Raw genomic sequence first — 25,105 nt, forward strand, 5'->3', positions numbered from 1 at the left:
CCGTACGAATAACGCCGTGTTGTCTATGAAAGATTATACACAGGCAATTCGGCAGTGTTTGTGTTGGAAACCTTTAAAAACCGCAGTTGCTAGAGATGGCTGTTATCGTGTTCTATATTTTTTCAAGGCTTTTTTAATATCCTTAATTGCCCAATCATAGTGACTCGAAGTTGCAGACACGCAGTAGCTGCCGAGCGTCGTTGTTCCCGTCCAATCGAAAGCGCCTTTGGAAAAAAGGTCTTCGTTGGAAAATGTTTCGATAATCGCCATCACCTCTTTATGCGTTTTTTTGAGCATTGCTTCTGCATCGGTATATGATGTGTTTTGATGTTTTTCCCAAAAAGCAACATTCATCTGGGGATAGGTTTTCCAATTATAGGGCGCCGGCAAAAAAGGCGCAGGTTTCCCATTTGTGTTTGTCTGTATCCAATTCAGCAAAAGACAGTGCCACTCATATAGATGAACTAAAACATCCCGTACGTTTTTATCGCGTTCGTTCGGAACAATATCGGCGCTCTTTTCTTCGTCAGACATTTCACCGATTAGCGTCCACAGTTTTGCGAACTGGTCATTTGCGGCTTGGATTAAATCGGATTTGCTGGTAGGTCTTGGCATAGGTTATTGTGACTCCTTTAGGATAGTAAGATGCCCTATTGTACCATAGAAAGCTGACACGGTATGTCAGGTTTGAAAAAACATTTAAACTTTTTTATGGTGCGCCGCTATTTTTTCAGCAAAATCGATTATTCCTTGTTTTAGAGTTTCCGGTTCAAGAATTTCTACCTCGGTACCGAGCGACAAAATAAATCCGTACAGCCAATGATCGATCGGAAGGCATACCGAAAGCGTGTACGAGCCGTCCATATTTTTTGTGATAAGATCGGGAGGAAATTCATCATAAAACCGATAAGCGATTCCGGCGGTGCATTTTAATTTTATGTTCGTAAGCGTCAGAGCATCGGAATACTCTGTACGGTCAGGTAGCTTGTTGAGCAATTCCGTACGCTTAAATGTGCTTACTGTCTGCATAACGGAAACCATACGGTTTAACCGGAAAAGCCGGTAAGCATTTTTGTCGGTACACAAACTTTCAACGTACCACGTCTTGGATTTAAACAAAAGGCGAAGCGGATAAATCGTACGCTCAGTTTTTTCTCCATAGGAACTGAGATATTCAATGCGGAGCGCACGGCATTCCAAGATGGCTTGTTTAACCGTATCGAAAATGGACGTGTCGTTTTTGTTTTCCCAGCGAGAATAATCAACCTTAACCCAATTGGCATGACGCTGAAAGACAGCAGACAATCGGTTTAAAATCGATTCGGTATGTATCTCGTCAACAGGCGATAAACATTGCAGGGCGAGCAGAATTTTATCTTGCTCTTCTTGTGTTACAATCGATTTATTGATGGTGTATGTTTCGTCAATAAAAATTCCGCCGCCTGTTCCCTGCACCGTATACACCGGAATACCGGCACAGCTTAAAATATCAATATCACGATACACGGTACGAATCGATACAGCAAATTTTTTCGCAAGCTCCTGCGCCGTCGTTCGTTTTTTATTGAGAAGAATAAAGACGATTTCAAAAAGCCGTTCGGAACGCATAACGATAAAAGTATAGCATAAAAAGCAGACGGGTTCCTATAAAGGACAATTAAAATTATAGCAGTTGCAGCGCTGATAATAGAGGTTAAAATCACCAATCTATAGTACCTTCGCACTGCTAAAAGCTTACAGTTTTTTAGAGATACCCTCTTGCTTGACAATCGGTATAGACATTGGACATACTGATTATATGGCATTATCATTAAACGAAATTAAGATACGAGCGCAGCAGTTTGTACTGAACTGGAAAGATAAAGCGGCAACTGCGCGGGAAGAAGCGGATGCGCAAACCTTTGAAAACGAGTTTTTTGCAATTTTCGGTGTGCCACGCAATAAAATTGCCGTGTTTGAGCACAAAGTTAAACTGTTAGACGGTTCAAATGGATATATCGATCTTTTTTGGAAGAGTTACATTCTCATCGAAATGAAGTCTCCCGGCAAAGACCGAAAAAAAGCCTTTGAACAGGCAAAAGCCTACGCCAATGCGCTGCAGAATGCCGATATGCCGAAGGGCATTTTGATTTGCGATTTTGTTCATTTCGACTACTATCATTTAGAAAAAAATGCGGAGCTCACCTCTTTTACAATTGATGAACTGGCGGAGTATATTGAGCTGTTTCTCTTTCTTGCAGGTTACAAGGATGTTGAATATAAAAAACAGGATGCGGTCAATATCGAAGCAGCGGAAAAGATGGGAGAATTACACGATACCTTAAAAGAAATCGGTTATACCGGACATCAGCTGGAGTTGTATTTGGTTCGTCTGTTATTTTGTTTGTTTGCTGATGACACCGGTATTTTTGAGCACGATCACTTTATTAAATATATTTTGCAGCGGACGAATCTTGACGGCAGCGATTTAGCGATGCACATTCAAAAGATTTTTGAAGTGCTCAATACGCCGAAAGAAAAGCGGCTTAGAACACTTGATGAGCAGCTGGCGCGTTTTCCGTATATCAACGGCGGGCTTTTTAAGGAGCTGCTTCCAACTGCGGATTTTAACTGTGCAATGCGGGAAAAACTGATTGAATGCTGTGCACTGGACTGGAGCGGTATTTCTCCGGCAATTTTCGGTGCGATGTTTCAGAGTGTGATGAAGCCGGAAGAACGGCACGCTTTGGGAGCGCATTATACCAGCGAAACAAATATCTTAAAACTCATTCATCCGCTCTTTTTAGATTCTCTGTGGACGGAATTTGATAAATACAAACAGTACACCTCCGAAGCCCGCGTAACAAACTTGAACGCGCTGCATGATAAAATTGCACATTTAACCTTTCTTGATCCCGCCTGCGGCTGCGGGAATTTTTTGGTTATTGCATACCGAGAGCTGCGTCTTTTGGAACTTGCGATTATTGAAGAATTGAAAAGCACAGATCAGCAGCTGCTTGATGTCGGCGAATATATCAAGGTAAATGTTAATCAGTTTTACGGCATAGAGCTTGAAGAGTTTCCCGCTCAGATTGCACAAACGGCGCTGTGGCTGATGGATCATCAAATGAATAGACTGGTAGGCAGCCGCTTCGGTCAATACTTTGCGCGTATTCCGTTGGTTAATTCCGCGTCGATTGTACAGGGCAATGCGCTTGCGCTTGATTGGGAGACCATCGTACCAAAACATAACCTTTCGTATATTCTCGGCAATCCGCCGTTTTTAGGTGCGCGGGTGATGGAGAAAGAACAGTCTGCGGAGCTTGCAATGCTTTTTAGCGGGGTAAAGAATGCGGGGAATCTTGACTACGTTACGGGCTGGTATAAAAAGGTTGCGGAGTATATTCAAGGAACGCAGATTGAATGCGCCTTTGTTTCTACCAATTCTATTTGTCAGGGACAGCAGGTACCGATTTTGTGGCCAAATCTTTTTGCGCGCGGGGTGCATATTAATTTTGCACACCAGACCTTCAAGTGGTCGAATGAAGCGCGGGGCAATGCGGCAGTGTACTGCATTATTGTCGGCTTTTCTCTCCAGAACCGAACGGAAAAACAACTCTTTTTATATGACGATATAAAAGGAGAGCCGAAAGCTCAAACAGTCAAGCGGATAAATGCTTATTTAGCTGATGCACAAAATGTGTTTATTGATAGTAGAAGTTCGGTACTTGATACACAAACTAATCCGATGGTGTTTGGCAGTATGCCGAACGATGGCGGTAATCTCATTATAGAAGAAAATGAATACGCAGCCTTTTTGCAACAAGAACCGGAAGCAAAACGGTATATCCGTCCGTTTTTGGGGGCGGAAGAGTTTATCAATAATAAAAAACGATATTGTCTCTGGCTTTTGAATGCGGAACCTCAGCATCTAAAAAAATGTCCGCTCATTGTAGCGCGAATACAAAAGGTGCGGGAACACCGTGGAGGCAGCAGCCGTGAAGCAACACGGAAACTTGCGCAAACGCCATCCCTCTTTGGAGAAATCCGTCAGCCGGAGTCGGGACATTATCTCCTCGTGCCGAGTACATCATCAGAACGCCGTAAATATATTCCGATTGGTTTTATGAATAGTTCTGATATTTCAAGCAATGCGAACTTACTCGTTCCCAATGCAACGCTATACGAGTTCGGGGTGCTTACTTCGCAAATACACATGGCGTGGATGCGTACCGTATGCGGGCGGCTCAAAAGCGATTACCGCTATTCTGCACAGATTGTGTATAACAACTTCCCGTGGCCGGATGTTTCGGAAGAACAAAAGGCAGCTATTATGCAAAAGGCGCAAGCGGTATTGGACGCGCGCTCGCAGTTTCCCGATAGCTCCCTTGCCGACTTATACGATCCCAATACTATGCCGCCGGTACTCACCAAGGCGCACGCCGCCCTTGATTCCGCTGTGGATAAACTCTATCGTAAAACAGCCTTCCCCGATGATGCCGCCCGTGTGGCTTTTTTGTTCGAGCTGTATGGGAAGAAGACGGAGGGGTTGACTTCACGTGCTAAGAAACAGAGGCGGGGGTAGAAGTGTTTAGGGTATATACTATATTTATACAGGGAGAATGATTTTATGGAATATGCTACGATTCAGATAACAGTCCCAAAAGATATGAAAACGTATTTTACGGACAATTATAGCGGTGAATCAAACGAAGATCTTGAGCGAAATGCACTCCTGCTATATCCCTATGTCTACAAAAAAGTCATTTCTCATGGTCGCGCAGCTGAAATTTTGGGAATAAAAAAACTTGATTTGATTGATTTATATGATGATATGGGGTTCCCTTATTTTGATATGGATATAACTGATGTTATGCAAGATATTCAAACATTTCATTCTCTTAAAAAGATAAAGACATGATAGTAATTTCAGACACAACACCTCTTATTTCATTTTTAAAGATTAAGCGTTTAGATTTGCTTAAAACACTTTTTGAAATTGTTCAAATCCCAAAAAGTGTTTTTGCAGAACTTACAGAAAATATTAAATACAGAGATGAAGCAGAAATAATAAAAAATAGTATGTTTATTCACGTAATAGACGATATAGATGAAAACTATGTTTCACTTCTCCGCCGTTCTGCCGGTCTCGATTTAGGTGAAAGTGAAGCGATTTACCTTGCCGATAATAAAAAAGCGGATTTACTCCTAATGGACGAAGCAAGAGGGCGTGAAGTTGCAATTCGTATGGATATTAAAATCATGGGAACAATTGGTATTTTAGGACTTGCTTATGAAGTTTCTCTTATTTCAAAAGAAGAAATCAAACAGGCTATAGATATTTTGAGAGACTCCGGTAGGCATATTAGCGAACGACTTTATGAACAATTGTTATATTTTATTCAATGACCGGTTGCCGAGAAATCCAGCGTTACAGCTTTTGCAAACATTTTACAATTTGCTACGATAAATGGTTTGACTATGCCGCCGGTACTCACCAAAGCGCACGCAGCCATGGATTCCTGCTGTGGATAAGCTCTACCGGAAAGTCCCCTTCCCCGACGATGCCTCCCGTGTGGCTTTTTTGTTCGAGCTGTATGGGAAGAAGACGGAGGGGCTGCTTACGGGGAAGAGGAAACGGGGGAAACTAAGTGCGTATCGGAATAGCTATAATGATGAGTAAGTAGTATACTGAAAAGGAATACAGGGGTGAAAAAATGTATTTATCGGAAATAAAATTATGGAATTTTAGAAAATATGGTCGGAATGATTTTGATATAAATGTTCCGCACTTAGTAGTTCCTTTCCATCAGGGTATGAATGTCCTTGTCGGTGAAAATGATTCAGGTAAGACGGCTATTATAGACGCTGTAAAATTGGTATTAAAAACACAAAGCTACGAATGGTTAAGAGTAACAGACGATGATTTCTATAATGAATCGGATCGATTGCGGATAGAATTGCTTTTTGAAGATTTAACTGATGATGAAGCAAAAAACTTTATTGAATGGCTATGCTACAAAAAACAAGGCAATCAGCCTGCAGTAATCTACCTCCGTGTTGTATTTGAAGCACGACGGAATCCGAAAACAAAAAAAATTACAACAACCGATATCCGTGCGGGAGAAGGTTCTGCTTTGTATCTGTTAACTTCAGAAGCACGAGAGTATTTGAAAGTTACCTATTTAAAACCGCTGCGTGATGCAGAAAATGAATTAATGCCGGGAAAATATTCACGGCTTTCAAATATTTTATTGGCACATGAAGTATTTACCAAAGAGGAAACTCACGAAAATTTTATTAATCATCTACAAGAATTTAATTTATTTGTAGATAATTTCTTTTCAGGCAATGACGAAATGCAAATATCAGATACTGAAGGAGCCGCAATAAAAGAACAGTTAGACGAATATTTACAGTCTTTTTGTTTTAATGATGAAAAAGCTCGATTTTCAATGAGCGAAACAACACTAAAAAGTATTTTAGGAAAATTGCAGCTTTCTTTAGAAAAGACACAAAATCCGGGGCTGGGAACTCTAAATCGGCTCTATATGGCAGCCGAACTTTTGAATTTGCAGCGAAAGAATTGGGACGGTGTAAAACTAGGATTGATTGAAGAGCTAGAGGCACATTTACATCCGCAGGCACAGCTAAAAGTAATTGAAAAACTACAAAGACTAAAAGATGTTCAATTGATTTTAACAACGCATAGCCCAAATCTTGCTTCAAAAATTAACCTTAAAAATATTATTCTCTGTGCTAATAATACCTGTTACCCTATGGGACATGAGTTTACCAAACTATCCGCTGATAATTACTGCTTTTTACAAACCTTTCTTGATGTAACGAAAGCAAATCTATTTTTTGCAAAAGGTCTTATTTTTGTCGAAGGCTGGTCGGAACAAGTGTTTTTGCCGTCTTTTGCAAAGCTACTTAAAAAACTGGGAATGATAAAAAAAGATATAACGCAAGCCGGTGTTTCAATTATTAACATACAATCCATAGGCTTTTTTAACTATACGCACATTTTTCAACGGAAAAACAATAATGAGTCTATACCCATCCCGATAGCTGTTATTACAGATTCCGATGTAAAATACTATGAAAAAGATAAAGATACAGCTGAAATCAGAATAAAAACTGATATTGAAATAGAACAAGCTCTATCAGAAAAAATGACAAAACTGACGAAAAAGTATGATACTAATAACAATATACGGCTGTTTGTAACAAAGGAATGGACATTTGAATATGCTTTGTACAAGTCAACAGTATTCGGTAATCTTTTTGAGGAAACGGTTAAAAAAGTACACCCAAGAATTACCTCTGATAGTAGTTCATTTGAAGAGGCTCTTGCCCAAAAACTGCTTTCTGATTCTTTAAATAAACGGAAAATTGCATATCTTCTAGCCTTAGGTCTCGATAATGTTTTTTGTTCAGAAAACGAACTTAAAAGTGATGCGGCAATACAGAATTTTATTGAGGCGGTACAATTTGTATGCAAATAACAATAACAAATGAAGATATTGAATATGCAGAGAAAATCTTGCTTCCTGCAAATAAGCATTTTGATGAAGAACGTCGAAACTTTATCACTAATTTAGATACTATTGACCTACAAGCGGTTCCCGGAAGCGGTAAAACAACAGCACTGTTGGCAAAACTTATCATTTTAGAAAAGAAAATGCCGTTTCCTGACGGTTCGGGTGTACTTATTCTTTCTCATACAAACACAGCAGTTGAAGAAATACAGTCTAAATTACAGACTATTGCCCCGAAATTGTTTAATTATCCTAATTTTGTCGGAACAATACAAAGCTTTACCGATGCTTTTTTGGCACTTCCCTATTATGCCCATGTTCATAAAACACATCCCTATCGAATAGATGATGACATATATTTTGAGCAGTGTGAATTAGCACTTAAATATAAATACAGTAGATGGAAGTGGTTCAGCTATCGAACTTACAAGGTTCAAATGGCAACTTTACTAACCGCTCAAATCGATCAAGACGGTTGTGCAAAATGTATTAATGGGTTAAAGAATCTTGAATGCGATATAGCAAAAGAGATTGCAAAATTTAAGTATGATAATGTGAAAAAAGGTTTGCTAACCTATAATGATGCATTTGAATTTGCAAATTTCTATATTCATGATAATCCGCGTATAGTAACTATTTTCCAAAAAAGATTTAAGTATGTATTTGTTGATGAAATGCAGGATATGCACAGTCATCAAATAAAATTATTGGATGAGTTATTTTACACATCAGGATATACAGATGAACAACAAGCTATAACGGTATTTCAACGTATAGGAGATGTAAATCAAAGCATTTTTGGAGAAAACGATAGTGATAATAGTGATGGTTCTAATGAGAAAGCTGATAATTCCGATAAAGCGGATTGGAAGCCGCGAGGAAACTTAACATTACTCGGAAGTCATAGGCTTTCTCCTTGTACTGCTGCTATTGTGTCATCATTTGCTGTAGAGCCTCATGAGATACAAGGTCTCAGAAAAAATGCAGACGGAACAGCTATAGATATTAAGCCCTATCTTTTCGTGTATAAAAAAGAGAATATTAAAACGGTTATTACGAGATTTGCTCATCTTATTTGTGAACTACAAAATGAAGGGAAACTGCCGATGACAGGAAGTTATGCAGCCGTCGGCTGGCGGAAATCTATTTTAAATGGTGCCGCAGACGATAAACTTGGAATTTCCGATTACTATGATTCTTTTTGTACAGCAGCTGCATCAACTAAAATTAATTACAGCTCTCTTACAGATCATTTACTCGCAGTTGATCCTCATAAAAAGCACTTGGAAACAATGAGAAAGTCTATTTTAAATGCATTATTACATATACTTTATATGCAAAAGATACAAGATAAGCATGGACGCTATTATACAATAAGAACATTATTCAAATATCTCAAAGAAGAAACCGATATATATGAACTATTTAAGCGAAACCTTTTTCGTTGGTGCAAGCAGCGGATCAATAATGAACCTATCGAGCAGTCTATTCACGATATACAAGCATTTCTACCCGATTTTTTGCAAGCGGTATCATTAGATAATAATCCCGTAAATATAAACAATGACATTTATTCGTTTATAACAACCCCTGTAAATATTATACAAAATAATAAAACCGTAGATACTAAGCAGATAAATATATGCAGTATTTCAGGAATTGATATTTCCATCAAAACCGTCCATGCAATAAAAGGTCAAACAGTAACCGGTCTGCTTTATATGGAAACATATAATTCAAGTATGCACGAATCAAATAGGCTTGTCGATTGTTTTATACATAAAAAATTTCGTAAGACTGCCAAAACAAAAAAATCCGGTATGATGTATAAAGCCGCAAAAACAGTGTATGTCGGGTTCTCCAGACCAACGCATCTGTTATGCTTTGCTGTACAAAAAGAACGGTTTGATAAACATCTTACGAAAATTGATAACCAGTTATGGAATATTATTGAAATATAGTTTTATGCTGCAAAAATTTGATGTAAATTTAGTAGGCTCTATACTGCTAGAAATATACTTATATGATGACTGTATGTATGTAAATGATTCAACATAAATTACAAGATAAAAACGGATTTGATTTACATACCTCACAATCAAAATTATTCGTTCAGCTGTTCAATCTCTTCAAAAAGTTTATGCACATTACAAGACGACACGAAGGTATCTTCATCCTTCTTATTTCTTTCTTCCAATTTCAGCACCGTTGTATTACTTTGTATTTTCCAAGTTTTTCTCGGCATAAAACAGCTCCTTCAATACATTGACATTCACAAGCGGTAAGGCACCGAATTTGTCGGCATTGTACAGTTTTTTGCGTGAAACTCCTTTGCGGATACCTGTATAGTCGGTGATACTATGGTATACGCTATTCCCCTTATCCGTTTATCCATAAAATACAAGCGGTTTTTGCTGAAACGTTGCAAAAATGAGGGTTTATTGAACGGGGAAGCTTTGACGGTATAGGTAAACCGGAACCTCTAAAGGGTGAACTGAATGGTTTTTGGAGCCGCGTATTGATGAAGTGAATAGGCTTGTATATCGAGTGAGTACAAATACTTTAGAAATCCTTTCCTGCCACGGACATTACGAGAATTAATTGCTGGTACCAATATCCCGCATCGATCATTTTTTGTAAATAGATGGGCATTTCTAAAAACTCGGTTAGATTTTTAAAGATTTTCTATAATATATAGAAGGCTTTACAGTAAACGTAAGATGAGTATGCTGTGGAATCATTCCGTCTTCAGATAGAGCAAATCAACATCTAGCTCATGTTGTTTTGTGCGTTATAGAGGGCGGCATAGACACCGCCTTTTGCCAATAGCTCTGTATGCGTTCCTTGCTCGCAAATACCTTCATCATCAACTACTACAATACGGTCTGCACTGCGGATTGTTGACAAGCGGTGGGCAATAACCAGCGTTGTACGACCCCGTGCGAGTTCTTCAAATGATTTTTGAATTTTTATTTCCGTTGCGGTATCAAGAGCCGAAGTTGCTTCATCAAGTATTAAAATCGGGGGATTTTTTAAAAAGGTTCGTGCAATCGCAACCCGCTGTTTTTGCCCGCCGGAAAGCCGTACCCCCCGCTCTCCGACAAGCGTATTATACCCGTCCGGCATCTGCATAATATCTTCATGAATTTCAGCCCGTTTTGCTGCATGTATTATATCCTGTTCAGAAGCGTCATTGTTTCCGTATGCAATATTTTCCTTAATGGTACCGGCAAATAAGAAAACATCCTGCTGAACAACACCGATTTGCCGCCGTAAACTGTGCACGGTAATATCCTGTATATTCCGCCCATCGAGGGTAATTGTTCCTGCGGACGGTTCATAAAAACGGGGCAGTAAATTACATAAACTGGTTTTCCCTCCGCCGGACGGTCCTACAAAAGCAATGGTTTGCCCTGCCTGTATATCCATGTTGATATTTTTTAATACCGTAACCCCATCTTGATACGAAAACGAAACATTATGATAGCAGATGTTTCCATGAGCTAAAGTAATTTCTACCGCATTATCATGATCGCTAATACTATCATCTGTTTCCATGAGTTCTTTAAAGCGTTTAAAACCTGCCATACCGTTTGCGTATAGTTCAATAAAAGCAGTAAGCCGACGGATAGGCTGTAAAAATGCACCGGCAAAAAGTGTTGCGGTAATAAGGTCGGTAAGCGTCATCGTCTTCTGCATAATAAAAAAACCGCCAGCGGCAATAATCACTAAATGTAACATTGAAATAAGAAACTCTAAACGGCTAAAGAAAAATGCCATATTCCAATAAAAACGTTTTTTTGCCGTATAAAATGCCTGATTGTTTTGTTCAAACCGATCTTGTTCATAGCCTTCATTGGTAAATATTTGTGTTACACGTATTCCGGAGAGCGCTGATTCAATAGCGGTATTGATTGCAGCAGTTTCTTCCTTTACACGGCGGGACGCTTTCATAATATGTACACGGCAGCGGACAGTATGAAAAAATGCGATGGGTATAAAGAGCGTCAAAAGCAGTGCGAGCTCCCATCTGATAGAAGCCATAAGTGCCAGCGAGCCGGTCAACGTTAATACTGAAATAAAGAGGTCTTCCGGTCCGTGATGCGATAACTCGGTAATTTCAAACAAATCTGTTGTGATGCGGGACATCAGCTGTCCGGTTCTATTGGTATCAAAAAAATGAAAAGACTGTTTTTCTATATGGCGAAAAAGATCCCGCCGCATATCCGCCTCAACTTTAACACCGAAAAGATGCCCGAAATACGTTACAAAATACTGAGCAGCGCTGCGGATAAGATATAATCCTATCATTATTACAATAAATGCATAAAAGGCTGCATAGTCAGCCTTGGGTAAAAAATGTTGGATACTGTATCTGCTTGCCATGGGGAAGATAATATCTACCGCTGCAATAAAAGCTGCACAGCACAGATCGGCAGTAAAGAGTTTCCAATGAGGTTTAAAATATGAAAAGAATAAACGCATACGGCGTATTCTAACAAGTGTTTGAAAAAATGTATAGAAAGTGCATTGCTATGAAAGATTATATCCGGACAATCCGGCAGTGCTTGTTTTATTAATAATATGGTTTCCATTCATCCGGGGATTGGTTTTCCAACTTGTTACCAAATCAATCTAAGCGCTGCAATTATTCCTATTATAATTATAACAACAGCGATGGCTAATTTTCGGCGTGTGCGGTATTCTTGTTCGGTTTTTGATCTCCGTTTCAGGAAGAATCGGTCAAATAGGACGATTGCTGCTATTCCAAGGATAATTAAGATGATAAAACCTATAAGACCATAGCCGGTTTTATCGGAATATCCTATAAAGATATCTGAGCCTGCGCCATCGCCGATAAATATATCTTGCTTTAGCTTTAGAAGAATTGCAATAAAAGATATAATAAGGAAAAATAAGAAGATAAGTGCGGCAAAAAAATATTGCCGATGCAGCGGGTCTTTTTTCGTTTTCATAGTAAAAAAGTTTTTTACGGTAATTGAGCCGAGAATCGTAACGAGAACAGCATATATAATACAAACAATAAGTATCCGCATTTTTTCTCCATTTCTATCATAAAACATTGACTTTTTTAGTCATTGTTAGTATCGTCATAAAATCTAATTTTATTATTTATGGATGTGAAAAATGAACAAAAAGATTCTATCGATTATTGCTGCGGCACTTCTTGTGTTTTCTTTTACGGTAAGCTGTAAAAAACAACCGGCCGCCGAAACTGCTGCTCCGGCGGAAGGCGCTAACACCGAGACAACAAAAACAGAGGAAGAAAAAGAACTTCCCCCTCCGACGAAAAAAGAGGTCGGCTATGCGTTCGGCGTTATGATGGGAACATCGCTTAAAGACTTTAAACTGGATGTCGATTACGGTGAATTGGTAAAAGGTTTAAAGGATGTCGAAAAAAACAAAGAAGTAGATATCACTGCCGCACAGAAGATATTACAGCGGGCAAGTGAAGCTGCTCATAAGAAAGAAGCGGCGGAAAACTTGGCAAAAGAAACAGAATTTCTTGAAAAAAATGCAAAAAATGACGGTGTAAAGACAACCGAAAGCGGTTTGCAATATGAAGTTATAACCGAAGGAACCGGTTCTGTTCCGCTCGTTACCGATACGGTAAAAGTGCATTACAAAGGGACGTTACTTGACGGCACCGTCTTTGACAGCTCTTACGACCGAGGAAATCCCGTTGAATTTCCGTTAAATGCCGTTATTCCCGGCTGGACGGAAGGCTTGCAGCTGATGAAAGTCGGTTCAAAATACAAGCTTTATATCCCCTCTAAGATTGCTTATGGAGAACGCGGCGTTTCACAGGTTATTCCTCCTAACTCAACATTGATTTTTGAAGTTGAGTTATTGGGCATCCTCCCGCCCGAAGCGGAAAAACCTGCAGAATAAGCGATTTAACATCACAAATCGGAGACACGAGACTGTCGAAAAAGCAACCAACTTTTGAGACATCCCCGGATGCCCGACCGTAATTTCTGAAAAAGCCGTCTAAAGTCTTCATCGGATTTTAGTCGGCTTTTTTATTTGTGCGGATGGTTTACACACCGGCGTTCCGGAAATATTTTAAACGGTAGCCTTCGTTCTGTGCGAAATTTTAAATAAAATTCCGCACGGTTTTTCAGTAGGATAGGCAAATACATCAGGCAGAGTAGATAAAAATCGCAGAATTATAGAGGTTGTGAGACCATTTGAGCCGCACAGCGGCGAAACTCTGGTTGAACGGCCTCTATAATTCTGCGGGGCTGTTAAAAAATGGGCTGATGTATTTGTCCTAGGGTTTGACAAACTCGTACCGATAAGAGATACTCAAACTATGAACATCGCAAATTTTTTTACCGCAACAAGAATGGTCGCAGCTCCTCTTTTTATCTTTGTCTACTACCTTCCTCGTTATATAGGAATATCGGAACAAACGGTGATGCTTATTCTTATACCGTTGTTTATTTACATGGAGTTTACCGATTTTTTAGACGGCTATTATGCCCGTAAGTTGAAGCAGGTGAGCGATTTCGGTAAGTTATTCGACCCTTTTGCGGATGTATTTGCAAATCTGACGGTGTTGTTGGCGTTTATGCTGTCAGGTTATGTGCCGCTGCCTGTTTTTATCATTATTTTATATCGCGAATTAAATATTTTATTTTTACGGATGCTTGCACGAGGGAATGGTATTACCATCGGTGCGAAAAAAGGCGGTAAGACTAAAACGGTATGCTATATCCTCGCCGAAGGTTTTACGCTGCTGATTGAACTGCTGATTGTATTTTCGCTTGCGGAAAAATCCGTTACCGATATGATGATTGTTATCAATAAAGTCATTTACTGGATTGCTGCCTTATTGTCGGTCGGCTCGTTTATCGATTACCTTGTTTCATATAGAAAGAGTATCCGTGCCTTGCAGAAGGAGAAATAAAGAATATAAGAAAGCGTTGGCGGGATACTTTCCTAACTTTTTCGGAACTAAACTCCCTAGTTTTTGCCTAACACTGATCAATGTGTAAGACTATTAAAACAGCCTGATGTGTGTCCCCGAAGCAACCATCAGGCATATTGACTTAAAATGGCTTTGTTATAAAATATCGGTATGAAACATATCTATACAAAAATGCTGCCGGTTATGGCGGCGCTGATTGTTATTTCCTGTGGAAGCTGCTCAAGTAAAGACGAAATCAAGCCGCTTACTGAAGGAGGTTCTATGAAGTTGACAAGCACGGCTTTTGCCGACGGCGAAAAAATGTCCCGAGAATTTGCAAAACTCGGAGCGAATCACATTCCTCCGCTCGAAATCGACGGTGTACCGGAGGGTACAAAGAGCCTTGCGATTATCGTGCACGATCCGGATGCGCCGCTTCCCGGCGGATTTTATCATTGGACGCTGTGGAACATTCCGCCGCAAACAACGTCGATCGGAGAAGGTAATGTACCATCGGATGCCGTCGAAGGCGAAACAAGCTGGGGTACGAGCGGCTACAACGGACCTCAACCGCCGTTCGGGACGCACCGCTATATTTTTTACCTCTATGCGCTCGATATGAATCTGACTCTTCCGGCGGGCAGCAGCGTAAAAGAGCTTAAGGCCGCGATTAAAGGGCACGCAATCGAAGCTGCTTCACTTACGGGTATGTTCGGTGCTAAAGATAACCCCTGACCAAAGCAGGCCGCACTATCTTACCGCACCATTCAAAAAAGTTACCGCAGACATTATGCAATCATTCTCAAATATCGAATCAGTGTCATTTAATCTGGCTTGAAAATCTCAATTTACGCGGCAGCTATAAACCGGTGATCATGGACTACATAGGAACGAACTATCCTGATTTGCTGCCGCTCTATCAAAGTATATATGTTGACGGAGACCGCAGTTATTGGGAACTACTTGATGCAACACTGCAAGCCTTTACCGCGGACATCGGGCATGACTATGTAACAAACGATGACAGTATGAACCGTCCCTTTGATGCACCGCCTGTTGTTGTCAATTATTTCTATCATGAGCAAATCAAAAAATCGGCGCGGAGAAAATGCCTTGCAATCGGCTCTACTGTTTGAATAGCAGAATTGCGGTACTGTAACCGGTTATCGGTTGCAGTCAATTCGTGGAATTTTACACCTGCATCATATCCAGCGTCAGCGGTAATAGCAGAATACGCTTCTTTATCCAATCGCCGCTTCTACCGACTTAACAGCCTTTTCTAAAATAGACTTGCTTTCATTCCGTAAAGTCTCGCTTTCAATTAGCAGCTTGCTTATTTGCTCCTGTTTTTCTTTTGCGATAATCGGAATTATTACATTTTCTATTTCACTCTTTTTCCAATGATTAATAATTGAACCGCCTGCGTCCTTTTCCGCTTGCATTTTTACCGCTACGGAATTTAGCACCAATGCCAGATAATCAGGTAGCACTCTCTTATCTTTAACATCAAGGTGTAGTATGGCAGATGATGTAATAATATCTTCGCTTTTATTCATCTTGTAGGCTATGCCGACAGTCCCGTCTTTGGATAAAAGTATCGTATCTTTTTTTGGTCTGATGCAATCTTTAAATTCGTTTTCCGACAGATAAATATTCGTATCAGTTAAACCGAATTTCGTTAAATCCTGTACTCTTATAAATGGTGTACCTTTTGTCTGATAGCTTTCGCTCCCCGGCTCAATCGACTTTTTGATTGTAACAAGATTAGATAACTTATCACAGTTGTTGTCCGACAGTTTTTCAAACAACCTGTCATATTTTTCTTGATAGTATTCACTATCCAATCTCCCTGTAACGGCGAATGTATCTTTAAGATTTTTAACAGTATAATTTACAGATTTTTGATTATCAAACAAGCCGATTTCTTCATAAAGTCTGAAGATTGCAAGGTTGATATAGTAGCTCGCTTGCTCATTATAGTAGACAATTAGCGTTCTGTTCTGTTCTGTTCTGTTCTGTTCTGTTCTGTTCTGTTCTGTTCTGTTCTGTTCTGTTCTGTTCTGTTCTGTTCTGTTCTGTTCTAAGAAATTGTGTGCCGTTTGTTCATCTTTGTCAATAGCTATTTCAACACTTTTTGTAGAAATTTCAAGTAATTCTTTTGCCTTTTTTGAATACTCCATACTCTGCTTGATATATCCGGCTATTTCGTCTTGGACGCTCGTTTTAATACAAGGTATTTGTATTTTTAGTATATCCTTCGGAGAAATATTTGCTTGTACTCCTCCTGTTTGTATTCTCTCCAATTGATTTTTACCTATCATACTATTGATAATAAGAGAAAATACAACAGGATTGATATTTTTTGATTTTATTTTCATAATCCGTTGATTAACAACAGCTTTTATGTCATCTTGTACTATACAACTATTTCCAATCGTTCCTGACATAGAAACTAAAATATCATTTTTTTGTACTACATTTTCTGCGCTCAAACCAATATCGTTTTTTGGTATTAAACTTGCACTTGAAATATCAAGTTTAAAATTGTTTATATTTGATATTTTTATAAGCGCTATTCCATCTTTTTCTACATAACTATCACTTGAATATGGATAACCTGTTGTATAGCTATCTACAAAATTTGTAAATTCAGAACAACCATATTTAGTAATTTTATTTAATATTTCATCATACTTAGGCTGGTAATACTCGCTATCCAATCTTCCTGTTCTTAAAAAGCTTTCTTTCAAAGTTTTGATAGATACTTTTTTATTCGACGGATTAAAATTTTCAAGTCCCAGTTCGGAAATGAGAAGATTTTCGGCTGAATAGTACAAGCCTTTGGATTTCTTTTCTTTGTTACTCGCACTAATTAAAAATTCTTTGAGCCTATTCTGCAATTTCATACTCAATATTGGAATTTGCATTTCTTTTACTTCTTCAGGGTTTACATTAGTTTGGTTTATTGATTGTCTTGCTCTTCGTTTTATATCCAATACTCCATATTTGCAATTTAAAAAAATATTTAAATACTCTGGTAAAATTATATTATCATTTGTATTAAATCTAACCAGATAAGAAGCAAAAACATAATCTCTATCATCTAATTCATTTTTATAATAAATTCCAGTTCTTCCAACCCATTCAAAAGAATTTGTTCTATTAAATAAAACATCACCGTCTTTCAATATAAACTTTTTAGCCTCTTTAAGAGCTACATCAGCATATTTATCCACTTCTAAATCACAAAGTAAATTATGAATCTCATTCATTCTATAAATAGGATATCCAATTCCTTCTTCATTCATTGCAATTGAAATTCCATATTGAGATTTTGTTAATATATCACCAATTTTTTTGTAGTCCAAGTGCTGATTATAATAAATTTTTGTAGTCCAAAATTGACTATCTACTCTGCAATCTTTATTTTTTTCAACTTCATTTAGTGAGATTTCTCGTACTTCAAGCCCGTTTAATAATCTTTCGTATTTTTCCTTATCAAACGGGCTATTTAAAAAAAACTTAAATGCTCTTTTTTTGCAAATTCTGCAAAGGCTTCGGCTATGCCGTCTTCAGTCATTCCATCGTGGTTATATAAATCGTGCTTGACGATTAAGTGTCCGTGCGTATCAAGGATTGGCAATCCGTCTTTATCTTTGACAAAGATTTTATCGCCTGAGTTATCCTTGCTCGGCTCTTGCATTGTGGCAAAAAAGATAGGGTAATCCTCTTTTTTAGGGCAAAGTTTATCGTCCCATTTCTGAACGAAAAGAACCGAGGTTTTCGTTCCCGTATGAGGTTTAAAAACATTTCCGTGTAAGCCGACAACGGCAAGAATTCTGCAACGCTCCGTTATAAAATCTCTAATGTATTTATCAGATGAATTGTTAAACCTTCCCTGCGGAAGCACGATTGCCATTCTTCCGCCGGACTTTAAGAAGTTAAGGTTTCTTTCTATAAATAGAATATCTCTGCCGACTTTTGATTGATATTTGCTATTTGTATTTTTACCAAGTTCGTATTTAGCGATAATTCTTGACTCTTTAATATCACCCGCAAAAGGCGGATTAGCCATTAGAATATCAAACTCAAAAGAATAGTTGCTGTTTTTAGTTGTTCTTAGTTTTTTAAACTTTTTCCATCCCTCATTATACGTATCTGTCCAATCTTCAGTCTTAGTCGTATCCTCCCAGCGCTCATAATCAAGGGTATTAAGATGGAGCACATTCGTCTGTCCGTCTCCTGCAATTAAATTAAGTGTTCTTGCTACCCGCACAGCTTTTTCATCAAAGTCAATTGCAAACACGTTATCATTAACATAATCGGTACATTCAGCAGGCTTTTCTTGACTGGTGAACAAATGACTTTGCTCTATTCCCTTTTCTTTTAGTATTTGTTTCCATACATAAAATATTGTGTGAACAGGAAATCCACAGGAGCCGCTCGCAGGATCTATCATTGTTTCATCTGCCTTTGGATTGAGCATTTTAACGCACATATCTATTACATATCTTGGAGTAAAGTATTGCCCTTTTTCTCCCTTAGAAGATTTGCTCATCAAATATTCAAAAGCGTCGTCGACAACATCGAGATTGGAATTAAAAAGCTTTACATCTTGAAGAGAAGATACACATACGGACAAATGAGAGGGACTAAGTAAAATTTTAGCGTCTTGTGAAAATACACCGTCCCACTTATTCTTTGCCTTGTCAAACAGCTTTTGTATCTTGTCTTTCAGTTCCGTTTCCGTATCTCCGTAATTTCTAAATTCAAGATGGCGTACCTGATTTCTTCCGCTTTCCATTTCATCATAAAGCTTTGTAAAAATCAGTTTGAAAACTTCTTCAAATACATCGACACCTGCGTTAGCAAGCACCTCGTCTTCCATTTCCAAAATAAGGTCTTTTAGGCTCTTCTTTTCTGTAAGCAACTTATCTTTTGAGATAAGGTCATCTATCGTCCAACGCTCACTTAAAATATCTGACAGTTTCTCATTAAAGGTCGGGATATTCGGTAAATCTTCAAAAAAATTAGGATCTTTCCTGTGATAAAAAGAAATCTGTCCGCCGTTTGTCCATACGCCAATAGGAGCTCCTGTTGCATTGCAGTAGCTCTTTAACTGTTCCTTTCCGTCCTTCAGCTTTGGCTTTTTAAGTTCAACAATAATGTAAGGGCTTGTTGTTGCAAGTTTATCAAAGATAACGATATCCGCTCTTTTCTTCTCCCTCCCAAAAGAAACACTGTATTCGAGTTCCATTTTTTCTTTTGGATAGTTGTATTCATTGATAAGTTTATTGATATAAAGCTGACGGACAAGTTCCTCATCAGTAAGCTTAATATCTTTATCTCTTATCTGGCATTTTACATAATAGACATCATTTCCTTTTTTATCCGTTTTAGTAGTGATTAAGTTTTCTACACTATCTATCTCTGTTTGATTAAACTGCTCAATTTTATAATTGGAATCCGCTACAATTTTTGAAATTATACTGCTCATATTACTTTTCTTATCCTTTTTTAACATATTTATCACCTTTTTGATTTAATGTTATAAACTTTAGGGTATCTTCTATTTCGAAGGATGCGAAGCGAATCTATACCTGAGTTTTTTCAGATGTCCATCAATGTATCACAATTACTGAACACCATCAATATTTCTTTATTCGTGCAGGGTTAATGCTCACAGGCCGCATCGTAACAGAAGGTATTAAAACCGACTGCAACCACCTTATAGAATATATTTTTACGGATGCTTGCACGGGGCAATGGTATTACCATAGGTGCGAAAAAAGGCGGTAAGACTAAAACGGTATGCTATATCCTCGCCGAAGGTTTTACGCTGCTTATTGAACTGCTGATTGCATTTTCGCTTGCAGAAAAATCCGTTACCGATATGATGATTATTATTAACAAAGGTATTTACTGGATTGCTGCCCTATTGTCGGTTGGCTCGTTTATCGATTACCTTGTATCATATAGAAAGAGTATCCGTGGCACGTTCAAAAATTGACCTCCTTATCAATTTTGAACGCGAGTTTTTGCTACGCAAAAACATCGCTACTGTTTAGAACCACCGCCGTCCATGGCGGTTCTGCATATCCAGCGCTTTTGCAAATAGGCGAGGCAGATACAAGGCGCGAGCAAAAATTAACCGCAGGCGTATCTTTGATACGTTGAGGATTTTCAGAAGCGGCACGGATGCCGCGCGTATTAAGCAGACACAAGTTTGACACCAATCAAACTTGTGTTCAACGAAGTACACGGATGTACTTCGTTGAACGAGTAACGCAGTAGATGCCCCGCATATTTGCAAAAGTTCCCTTGATTTTTTCCCAAGGCATGCTATAATAATAAAATAGACCTAAGTGATTATTACAATGAAAGTAACGCGTATTTTTATTTTTGGTATTATATGTTTCGCTTCCGTATTCCTCGTTTTATGGTCGTCCGATAGCGGCAAAAATGACGCTTTCGACCATGGTGTGGGCGGCGGCACCTCTCTACCTGCTGAACTACCGGAAGAACATGAGGCGCCTTCTGCTCCTCAGTCCTTGTATTATCGGGCATATTCGGTTAAACAAGGCGATATAGTCGGCACCATCGCTGCCGAATACGGGGTAAGTCAAGATGCAATTATCAGCCTTAATAAACTCAAAAATACGCGGACATTGCAAATCGGACAGATATTAAAGATTCCGTCGATAGACGGTATTTCCTATACGGTAAAAAAAGGCGATACACCTGAATCTATTGCCGATAAATACAAAATATCCTTGGAAAAACTGGCAACAGTAAATACACTCACCGATAATACGATAGAAACAGCTTCCGTTATCTTTTTACCTGATGCCAAGCTCGATTGGGCTACCTTGCAGGAAATCAACGGAGACCTTTTCCGAAGGCCGCTGCATAGCAGTTATTATATCACTTCCCGTTACGGCTGGCGTGATAATCCATTCCTGAACGGTCAGCGGAGTTTCCATAACGGTATGGATATGGCGGCTCCTAAGGGTACTGCCGTTTATGCGGCATTGAACGGACAAGTTATTGCGACCGGATACAGCACCGTATATGGAAATTATGTGATGATTCGCCATCATTCGGGATATCAGACGCTGTACGGACACCTTAATACGATCCTTACTTCCAAAGGTAGTTTTGTTTCCGTGTCTTCAAAGATTGGTACGGTTGGGAATACCGGAATGAGTACGGGGCCACACCTTCATTTTACCGTTTATCGAAACGGAGCGACGCTTAACCCTGCCGGCCTGTTAAATTAGCCTCACGCTGTTGAAAGATTGCACCTTCAATAATTATTGACGCATGACTAATACAAAATCCCATAGAATCGGTTTTTATATTCTCATAGCCGTTGCCGTAGCGGCCGGTTGGATTATTGCTTCGGGCATTGCGCTGTATGTTCGCGGTTCGCAATTACTGACTATCTTACCGGAGGAACAAGCGCAACAGGACGCAGCTTTCGGCGCAGATATAACCGCTACGCGCGATTCCCTCGGAAACGAAGCTTGCAGATATTTTCACACTCCTCCTTTATTACACCTTGCACCTTGTACGCAAGGTATTCCGCAACCGGCTGCAATAAGCGCTCGTTCCGCTGTTGTGATGGACGCTGCGAGCGGAGCTCTTTTATTCGAAAAAAATCCCGATCAAAGTATTCCTCCTGCTTCATTAACAAAATTGGTTGCGATGTACACGGTGATGCAGGCTGTTGAGCGGGGAGAAATCAACTTGACCGACACTCTCATGCCGCCTACAGAATCGTGGGCGGTAAATATTCCGCCGGGGTCATCGCTGATGTTTTTAGGAAAAAATCAGCGGGTAACCGTTGAAGAGCTGATGAGGGGTATGGCGGTCGTTTCCGGTAATGACGCTGCGGTGGCACTTGCAATTCATACGGCTGGCTCTGTAGAGACCTTTGTTCGGCAGATGAATGAAGCCGTCGCGGCGCTCGGCTTGCAAAATACGCACTTTGAGGATGCAAACGGTTTGAGCGAATATAACCGCACAACCGCCCGCGATTTTGCCCGTTTTTGTGCAGTGTATGTGCGGAAATACCCCGACCACCTTGCACAGTTTCACTCGCTGCGGGAATTCAGCTATCCGCAGCCGCATAATATGCTGAAACCGCAAACAATTATCCGCCAGCCGGCGACGAATACGCTGTTGGCTAAACTGGACGGCTGCGATGGCATTAAGACGGGGTTCATTTATGAGTCCGGTTTTAATATTGCGCTTACCGCACAGCGGAACGGTATCCGATTCATTGCAGTTATTTTAGGCGGCGCCGGTAAAAGTATGGCGGAGGGAAAGGCTCTACGGGAAGAGAACGGCACAATATTGATGGAATGGGCGTTTTCTCACTTTTCCACAAGATATGCACAGAGCTTTCCATTGGATATTCCGGCTATTCCCGTTGTCGGGGCAAAAGAACAGGCGAATAGAACGGCGCTGCTGCCGCTGCCGGACGATCCGGGCGGAAATGGTGGAGCTTTTACCGTTCCTCTTTCCGATGCGGAGTCAGGTGAAACCGTACCGAATACTGCTGAAATTCATTCGCGTATACTCGTGCCCGGTGCGCTCGCCGCTCCCATTGCAGCAGGAGAAAAAATAGGAAAGGTGCAATTCTTTACGGAAGATGAGGGGAAACCGCTGGTGCTTGCCGAATTTCCGCTTATTGCAAACAAAGCCCTTGAAAAAGGGAGCGTTCTCCGTTGGAAATATGATAATCTTGCATTAAAATTGCATCGCTTTTTAAATCGTCGGTAAGATGGAAAACTTTTTATATTAGGCATCGCTAAAAAACTCAGTGTTGAGAGCTGCCTTATTTATTTTATAGATAATTTTAGGAATACATATTTTGAAATACTTTATTGAAACGTATGGATGTCAAATGAACTTTGCCGAATCTGCGGCATTGGAACAGCTCTTGCGGGAACGCGGCTGGGAGGCTGCCAAAGATATACAGCACTGCAATTTGCTGATTGTGAATACCTGTTCGGTGCGAATAACCGCCGAAACCCGCGTATTCGGGCGGCTCGGTCTTTTTTCTGCAATGAAAAAGAAGCGGAATTTTACGATTGTCTTAATGGGTTGTATGGCACAGCGGCTACATGATGAGATAAAGGAAAAATTCCCGTTGCTTGATTATGTCGTCGGGATGTTTGAACGGGATCAATTTACAGCAATCTTCGATGCAGTAGAAAGGGAAACGCTTTGGGAAGGCACGAAGGAAGGAGTCGCTGAGCTGACGGCGCTTAGCCCGCAGTCCAGTAATGAACAGCGCTATCATTTTTCCAAATGTTCGTATACCGAAGGGGCTTTTCAAAGCTTTGTCCCGATTATGAACGGCTGTAATAATTTTTGTACGTACTGCATTGTGCCGTATATCCGTGGGAGGGAAATTTCCCGTCCGGTTGAAAGCATTTTGGATGAGATTCGGTTTTTAAGCGGAAAGAATGTCCGGGAAATTACGCTGTTGGGGCAGAATGTCAATTCGTATCACGGAGTTGACCCTGTCACGGGAGCAGCGGCGAGTTTTCCGTCTTTGCTTCGTGCGGTTTCAGCGACGTGTGCCGAACAGGACGTTATTAAATGGATACGCTTTATTTCAAGTCATCCGAAAGATTTATCGGATGAGCTGATTGAGGTGATGGCGGCGGATCCGAGGATATGTAAATCGCTCCATTTGCCGGTACAAAACGGCTCCAATGAAATTCTTGCGCGAATGAACCGGCGGTATACTGTTGAGCAATACCTTACTATTGTTGAAAAGCTCCGTAAACGGATACCGGATATTGTACTGACAACCGATATTTTAATCGGGTTTCCGGGAGAAACACAGGCAGAGTTTGAAAAAACGCTCAACTTGATGAGGACGGTGCAGTTTGATTCGGCTTTTATGTATCATTATAATCCGCGTGAAGGGACCAAAGCGTACGATTTTCCCGACCGGATTCCCGATGTCGAGCGGATTAACCGGCTGCAACAGGTTATCGATTTACAGCAACATATTACCGATCTTAAAATGCAGCAACGGGTTGGTTCAACCGTTATGATGTTGGTTGAATCGCAGTCGAGAAATAATCCCGATGAATTGTTCGGGCATACCGAACAGGGGGAGATGACTGTGCTTGCGGAAAAGTGTGATCCGAAACATATTGGACATTTTATGAAAGTTCAATTACAATCCATAAAAGGGAAAACGTTTAGGGCTGTCCCTGTCGTGTAGGGATTCTACGGGAGGATATAATGCCGGGAAAGTTATTGTATTTTATTCTTGTAATACTGATGCTTGCGCTGTTTATGGGGTTTAATCTATCAAATCGTTGCGATATTTCCGTAATTTTTTACGTATTCAAAGATGTGCCGATTTTTTTAAGTATGTTGTTTGCATTTTTGTTTGGGAATATTGCGGTGCTGCCCTTTCTTATCAGCAGTCGTCATAAAATGAAGAAGGCTGAAAAGCAAGCGGCTTTGTACCATGATGTTGAAAAAGTTGAATTAAAACCTGAAAAACGCCGTTGGTTCGGGAAAAAGAAACATTCCGAAGAGAACGGGACGGCAAAGCAGGATGCGTAGCTGCTGTTTAGGATTCGAAAAACCATATCTTTTTTTTATCATTATCGTCGGA

Annotated in this window: 21 protein-coding genes and 2 pseudogenes; 16 read left to right on the forward strand and 7 right to left on the reverse strand. The window is 39.9% G+C overall.

The window, feature by feature from the left end:
- Positions 1-102 precede the first annotated feature (102 nt).
- Both ABK01_RS01455 and ABK01_RS01460 read right to left on the reverse strand, forming a co-directional pair.
- A complete protein-coding gene (locus ABK01_RS01455; protein ID WP_253675959.1) occupies positions 103-615 on the reverse strand; it encodes a ClbS/DfsB family four-helix bundle protein in 513 nt (170 codons plus the stop codon).
- Between the two features lie 84 nt (positions 616-699).
- Complete coding sequence (locus ABK01_RS01460) at positions 700-1,608, reverse strand: helix-turn-helix transcriptional regulator (protein ID WP_253675960.1); 909 nt, start codon at positions 1,606-1,608, stop codon at positions 700-702.
- Positions 1,609-1,798: 190 nt separating this feature from the next.
- On the opposite strand from ABK01_RS01460, the gene ABK01_RS01465 reads away from it, so the two are divergent.
- The 6 genes from ABK01_RS01465 to ABK01_RS01490 all read left to right on the forward strand — a co-directional run bounded on the left by ABK01_RS01465 (position 1,799) and on the right by ABK01_RS01490 (position 9,481).
- On the forward strand, positions 1,799-4,564 hold the full coding sequence (locus tag ABK01_RS01465) for a DNA methyltransferase (RefSeq protein ID WP_253675961.1): 2,766 nt from the start codon (positions 1,799-1,801) through the stop codon (positions 4,562-4,564).
- A 45-nt stretch (positions 4,565-4,609) separates the two neighbouring features.
- Entirely contained in the window at positions 4,610-4,900 is a 291-nt protein-coding gene (locus tag ABK01_RS01470; RefSeq protein WP_253675962.1) for a UPF0175 family protein, read from the forward strand.
- Entirely contained in the window at positions 4,897-5,388 is a 492-nt protein-coding gene (locus ABK01_RS01475) for a PIN domain-containing protein (RefSeq protein WP_253675963.1), read from the forward strand. The genes ABK01_RS01470 and ABK01_RS01475 overlap by 4 nt, the downstream gene beginning before the upstream one ends.
- A 118-nt stretch (positions 5,389-5,506) precedes the next feature.
- Positions 5,507-5,662, forward strand: a complete 156-nt coding sequence (locus ABK01_RS01480) for a DNA methylase (protein WP_253675964.1) — start codon at positions 5,507-5,509, stop codon at positions 5,660-5,662.
- Positions 5,663-5,696: 34 nt separating this feature from the next.
- Positions 5,697-7,487 carry an ATP-dependent nuclease gene (locus ABK01_RS01485; protein ID WP_253675965.1) on the forward strand — a complete coding sequence of 597 codons (1,791 nt, stop codon included), beginning with the start codon at positions 5,697-5,699 and terminating at the stop codon, positions 7,485-7,487.
- Positions 7,478-9,481 (forward strand): UvrD-helicase domain-containing protein, encoded by a 2,004-nt coding sequence (locus ABK01_RS01490; protein WP_253675966.1) that lies wholly within the window; start codon positions 7,478-7,480, stop codon positions 9,479-9,481. Before ABK01_RS01485 ends, ABK01_RS01490 begins: the two co-directional genes overlap by 10 nt.
- A 143-nt stretch (positions 9,482-9,624) precedes the next feature.
- On the opposite strand, the gene ABK01_RS01495 is transcribed toward ABK01_RS01490, so the two are convergent.
- Entirely contained in the window at positions 9,625-9,765 is a 141-nt protein-coding gene (locus ABK01_RS01495) for a hypothetical protein (RefSeq protein ID WP_253675967.1), read from the reverse strand.
- A gap of 195 nt (positions 9,766-9,960) precedes the next feature.
- Here ABK01_RS01495 and ABK01_RS01500 point away from each other — a divergent pair.
- Positions 9,961-10,121, forward strand: a pseudogene (locus tag ABK01_RS01500) (Txe/YoeB family addiction module toxin); the annotation flags it as partial.
- Positions 10,122-10,289: 168 nt separating this feature from the next.
- Here ABK01_RS01500 and ABK01_RS01505 read toward each other — a convergent pair.
- Both ABK01_RS01505 and ABK01_RS01510 read right to left on the reverse strand, forming a co-directional pair.
- Entirely contained in the window at positions 10,290-12,005 is a 1,716-nt protein-coding gene (locus tag ABK01_RS01505) for an ABC transporter ATP-binding protein (RefSeq protein ID WP_253675968.1), read from the reverse strand.
- A gap of 137 nt (positions 12,006-12,142) precedes the next feature.
- Complete coding sequence (locus ABK01_RS01510; protein WP_253675969.1) at positions 12,143-12,496, reverse strand: hypothetical protein; 354 nt, start codon at positions 12,494-12,496, stop codon at positions 12,143-12,145.
- Positions 12,497-12,668: 172 nt separating this feature from the next.
- Here ABK01_RS01510 and ABK01_RS01515 point away from each other — a divergent pair, with 172 nt between their 5' ends.
- The 4 genes and pseudogenes from ABK01_RS01515 to ABK01_RS01530 all read left to right on the forward strand — a co-directional run.
- On the forward strand, positions 12,669-13,433 hold the full coding sequence (locus ABK01_RS01515; RefSeq protein WP_253675970.1) for a BamJ family beta-barrel-assembly machinery protein: 765 nt from the start codon (positions 12,669-12,671) through the stop codon (positions 13,431-13,433).
- Between the two features lie 424 nt (positions 13,434-13,857).
- Entirely contained in the window at positions 13,858-14,454 is a 597-nt protein-coding gene (pgsA, locus tag ABK01_RS01520; protein ID WP_253675971.1) for a CDP-diacylglycerol--glycerol-3-phosphate 3-phosphatidyltransferase, read from the forward strand.
- A 171-nt stretch (positions 14,455-14,625) separates the two neighbouring features.
- Positions 14,626-15,189, forward strand: a complete 564-nt coding sequence (locus tag ABK01_RS01525) for a YbhB/YbcL family Raf kinase inhibitor-like protein (protein ID WP_253675972.1) — start codon at positions 14,626-14,628, stop codon at positions 15,187-15,189.
- Positions 15,190-15,257: 68 nt separating this feature from the next.
- Positions 15,258-15,590 (forward strand): annotated as a pseudogene (locus ABK01_RS01530) (radical SAM protein); the annotation flags it as partial.
- A gap of 105 nt (positions 15,591-15,695) precedes the next feature.
- On the opposite strand, the gene ABK01_RS01535 reads toward ABK01_RS01530, so the two are convergent.
- Together ABK01_RS01535 and ABK01_RS01540 are read right to left on the reverse strand one after the other, a co-directional pair.
- Positions 15,696-17,822, reverse strand: a complete 2,127-nt coding sequence (locus ABK01_RS01535) for a restriction endonuclease subunit S (RefSeq protein WP_253675974.1) — start codon at positions 17,820-17,822, stop codon at positions 15,696-15,698.
- 143 nt (positions 17,823-17,965) lie between these two features.
- A complete protein-coding gene (locus tag ABK01_RS01540; protein ID WP_253675975.1) occupies positions 17,966-19,978 on the reverse strand; it encodes a type I restriction-modification system subunit M in 2,013 nt (670 codons plus the stop codon).
- Positions 19,979-20,203: 225 nt separating this feature from the next.
- On the opposite strand from ABK01_RS01540, the gene ABK01_RS01545 reads away from it, so the two are divergent.
- The 5 genes from ABK01_RS01545 (at position 20,204) to ABK01_RS01565 (ending at position 25,053) form a co-directional block, all read left to right on the forward strand.
- Entirely contained in the window at positions 20,204-20,464 is a 261-nt protein-coding gene (locus tag ABK01_RS01545; protein ID WP_253675976.1) for a hypothetical protein, read from the forward strand.
- A 367-nt stretch (positions 20,465-20,831) separates the two neighbouring features.
- Positions 20,832-21,734, forward strand: a complete 903-nt coding sequence (locus ABK01_RS01550) for a M23 family metallopeptidase (protein WP_253675977.1) — start codon at positions 20,832-20,834, stop codon at positions 21,732-21,734.
- A gap of 43 nt (positions 21,735-21,777) precedes the next feature.
- Positions 21,778-23,241: a D-alanyl-D-alanine carboxypeptidase family protein gene (locus tag ABK01_RS01555; protein WP_253675978.1), complete on the forward strand. Its 1,464-nt coding sequence runs from the start codon at positions 21,778-21,780 to the stop codon at positions 23,239-23,241.
- A 91-nt stretch (positions 23,242-23,332) separates the two neighbouring features.
- A complete protein-coding gene (miaB, locus tag ABK01_RS01560) occupies positions 23,333-24,703 on the forward strand; it encodes a tRNA (N6-isopentenyl adenosine(37)-C2)-methylthiotransferase MiaB (protein WP_253675979.1) in 1,371 nt (456 codons plus the stop codon).
- 20 nt (positions 24,704-24,723) lie between these two features.
- A complete protein-coding gene (locus ABK01_RS01565; RefSeq protein WP_253675980.1) occupies positions 24,724-25,053 on the forward strand; it encodes a hypothetical protein in 330 nt (109 codons plus the stop codon).
- Positions 25,054-25,105 lie beyond the last annotated feature (52 nt).

The sequence above is a fragment of the Treponema sp. OMZ 305 genome, assembly GCF_024181325.1.
Lineage (GTDB): Bacteria > Spirochaetota > Spirochaetia > Treponematales > Treponemataceae > Treponema.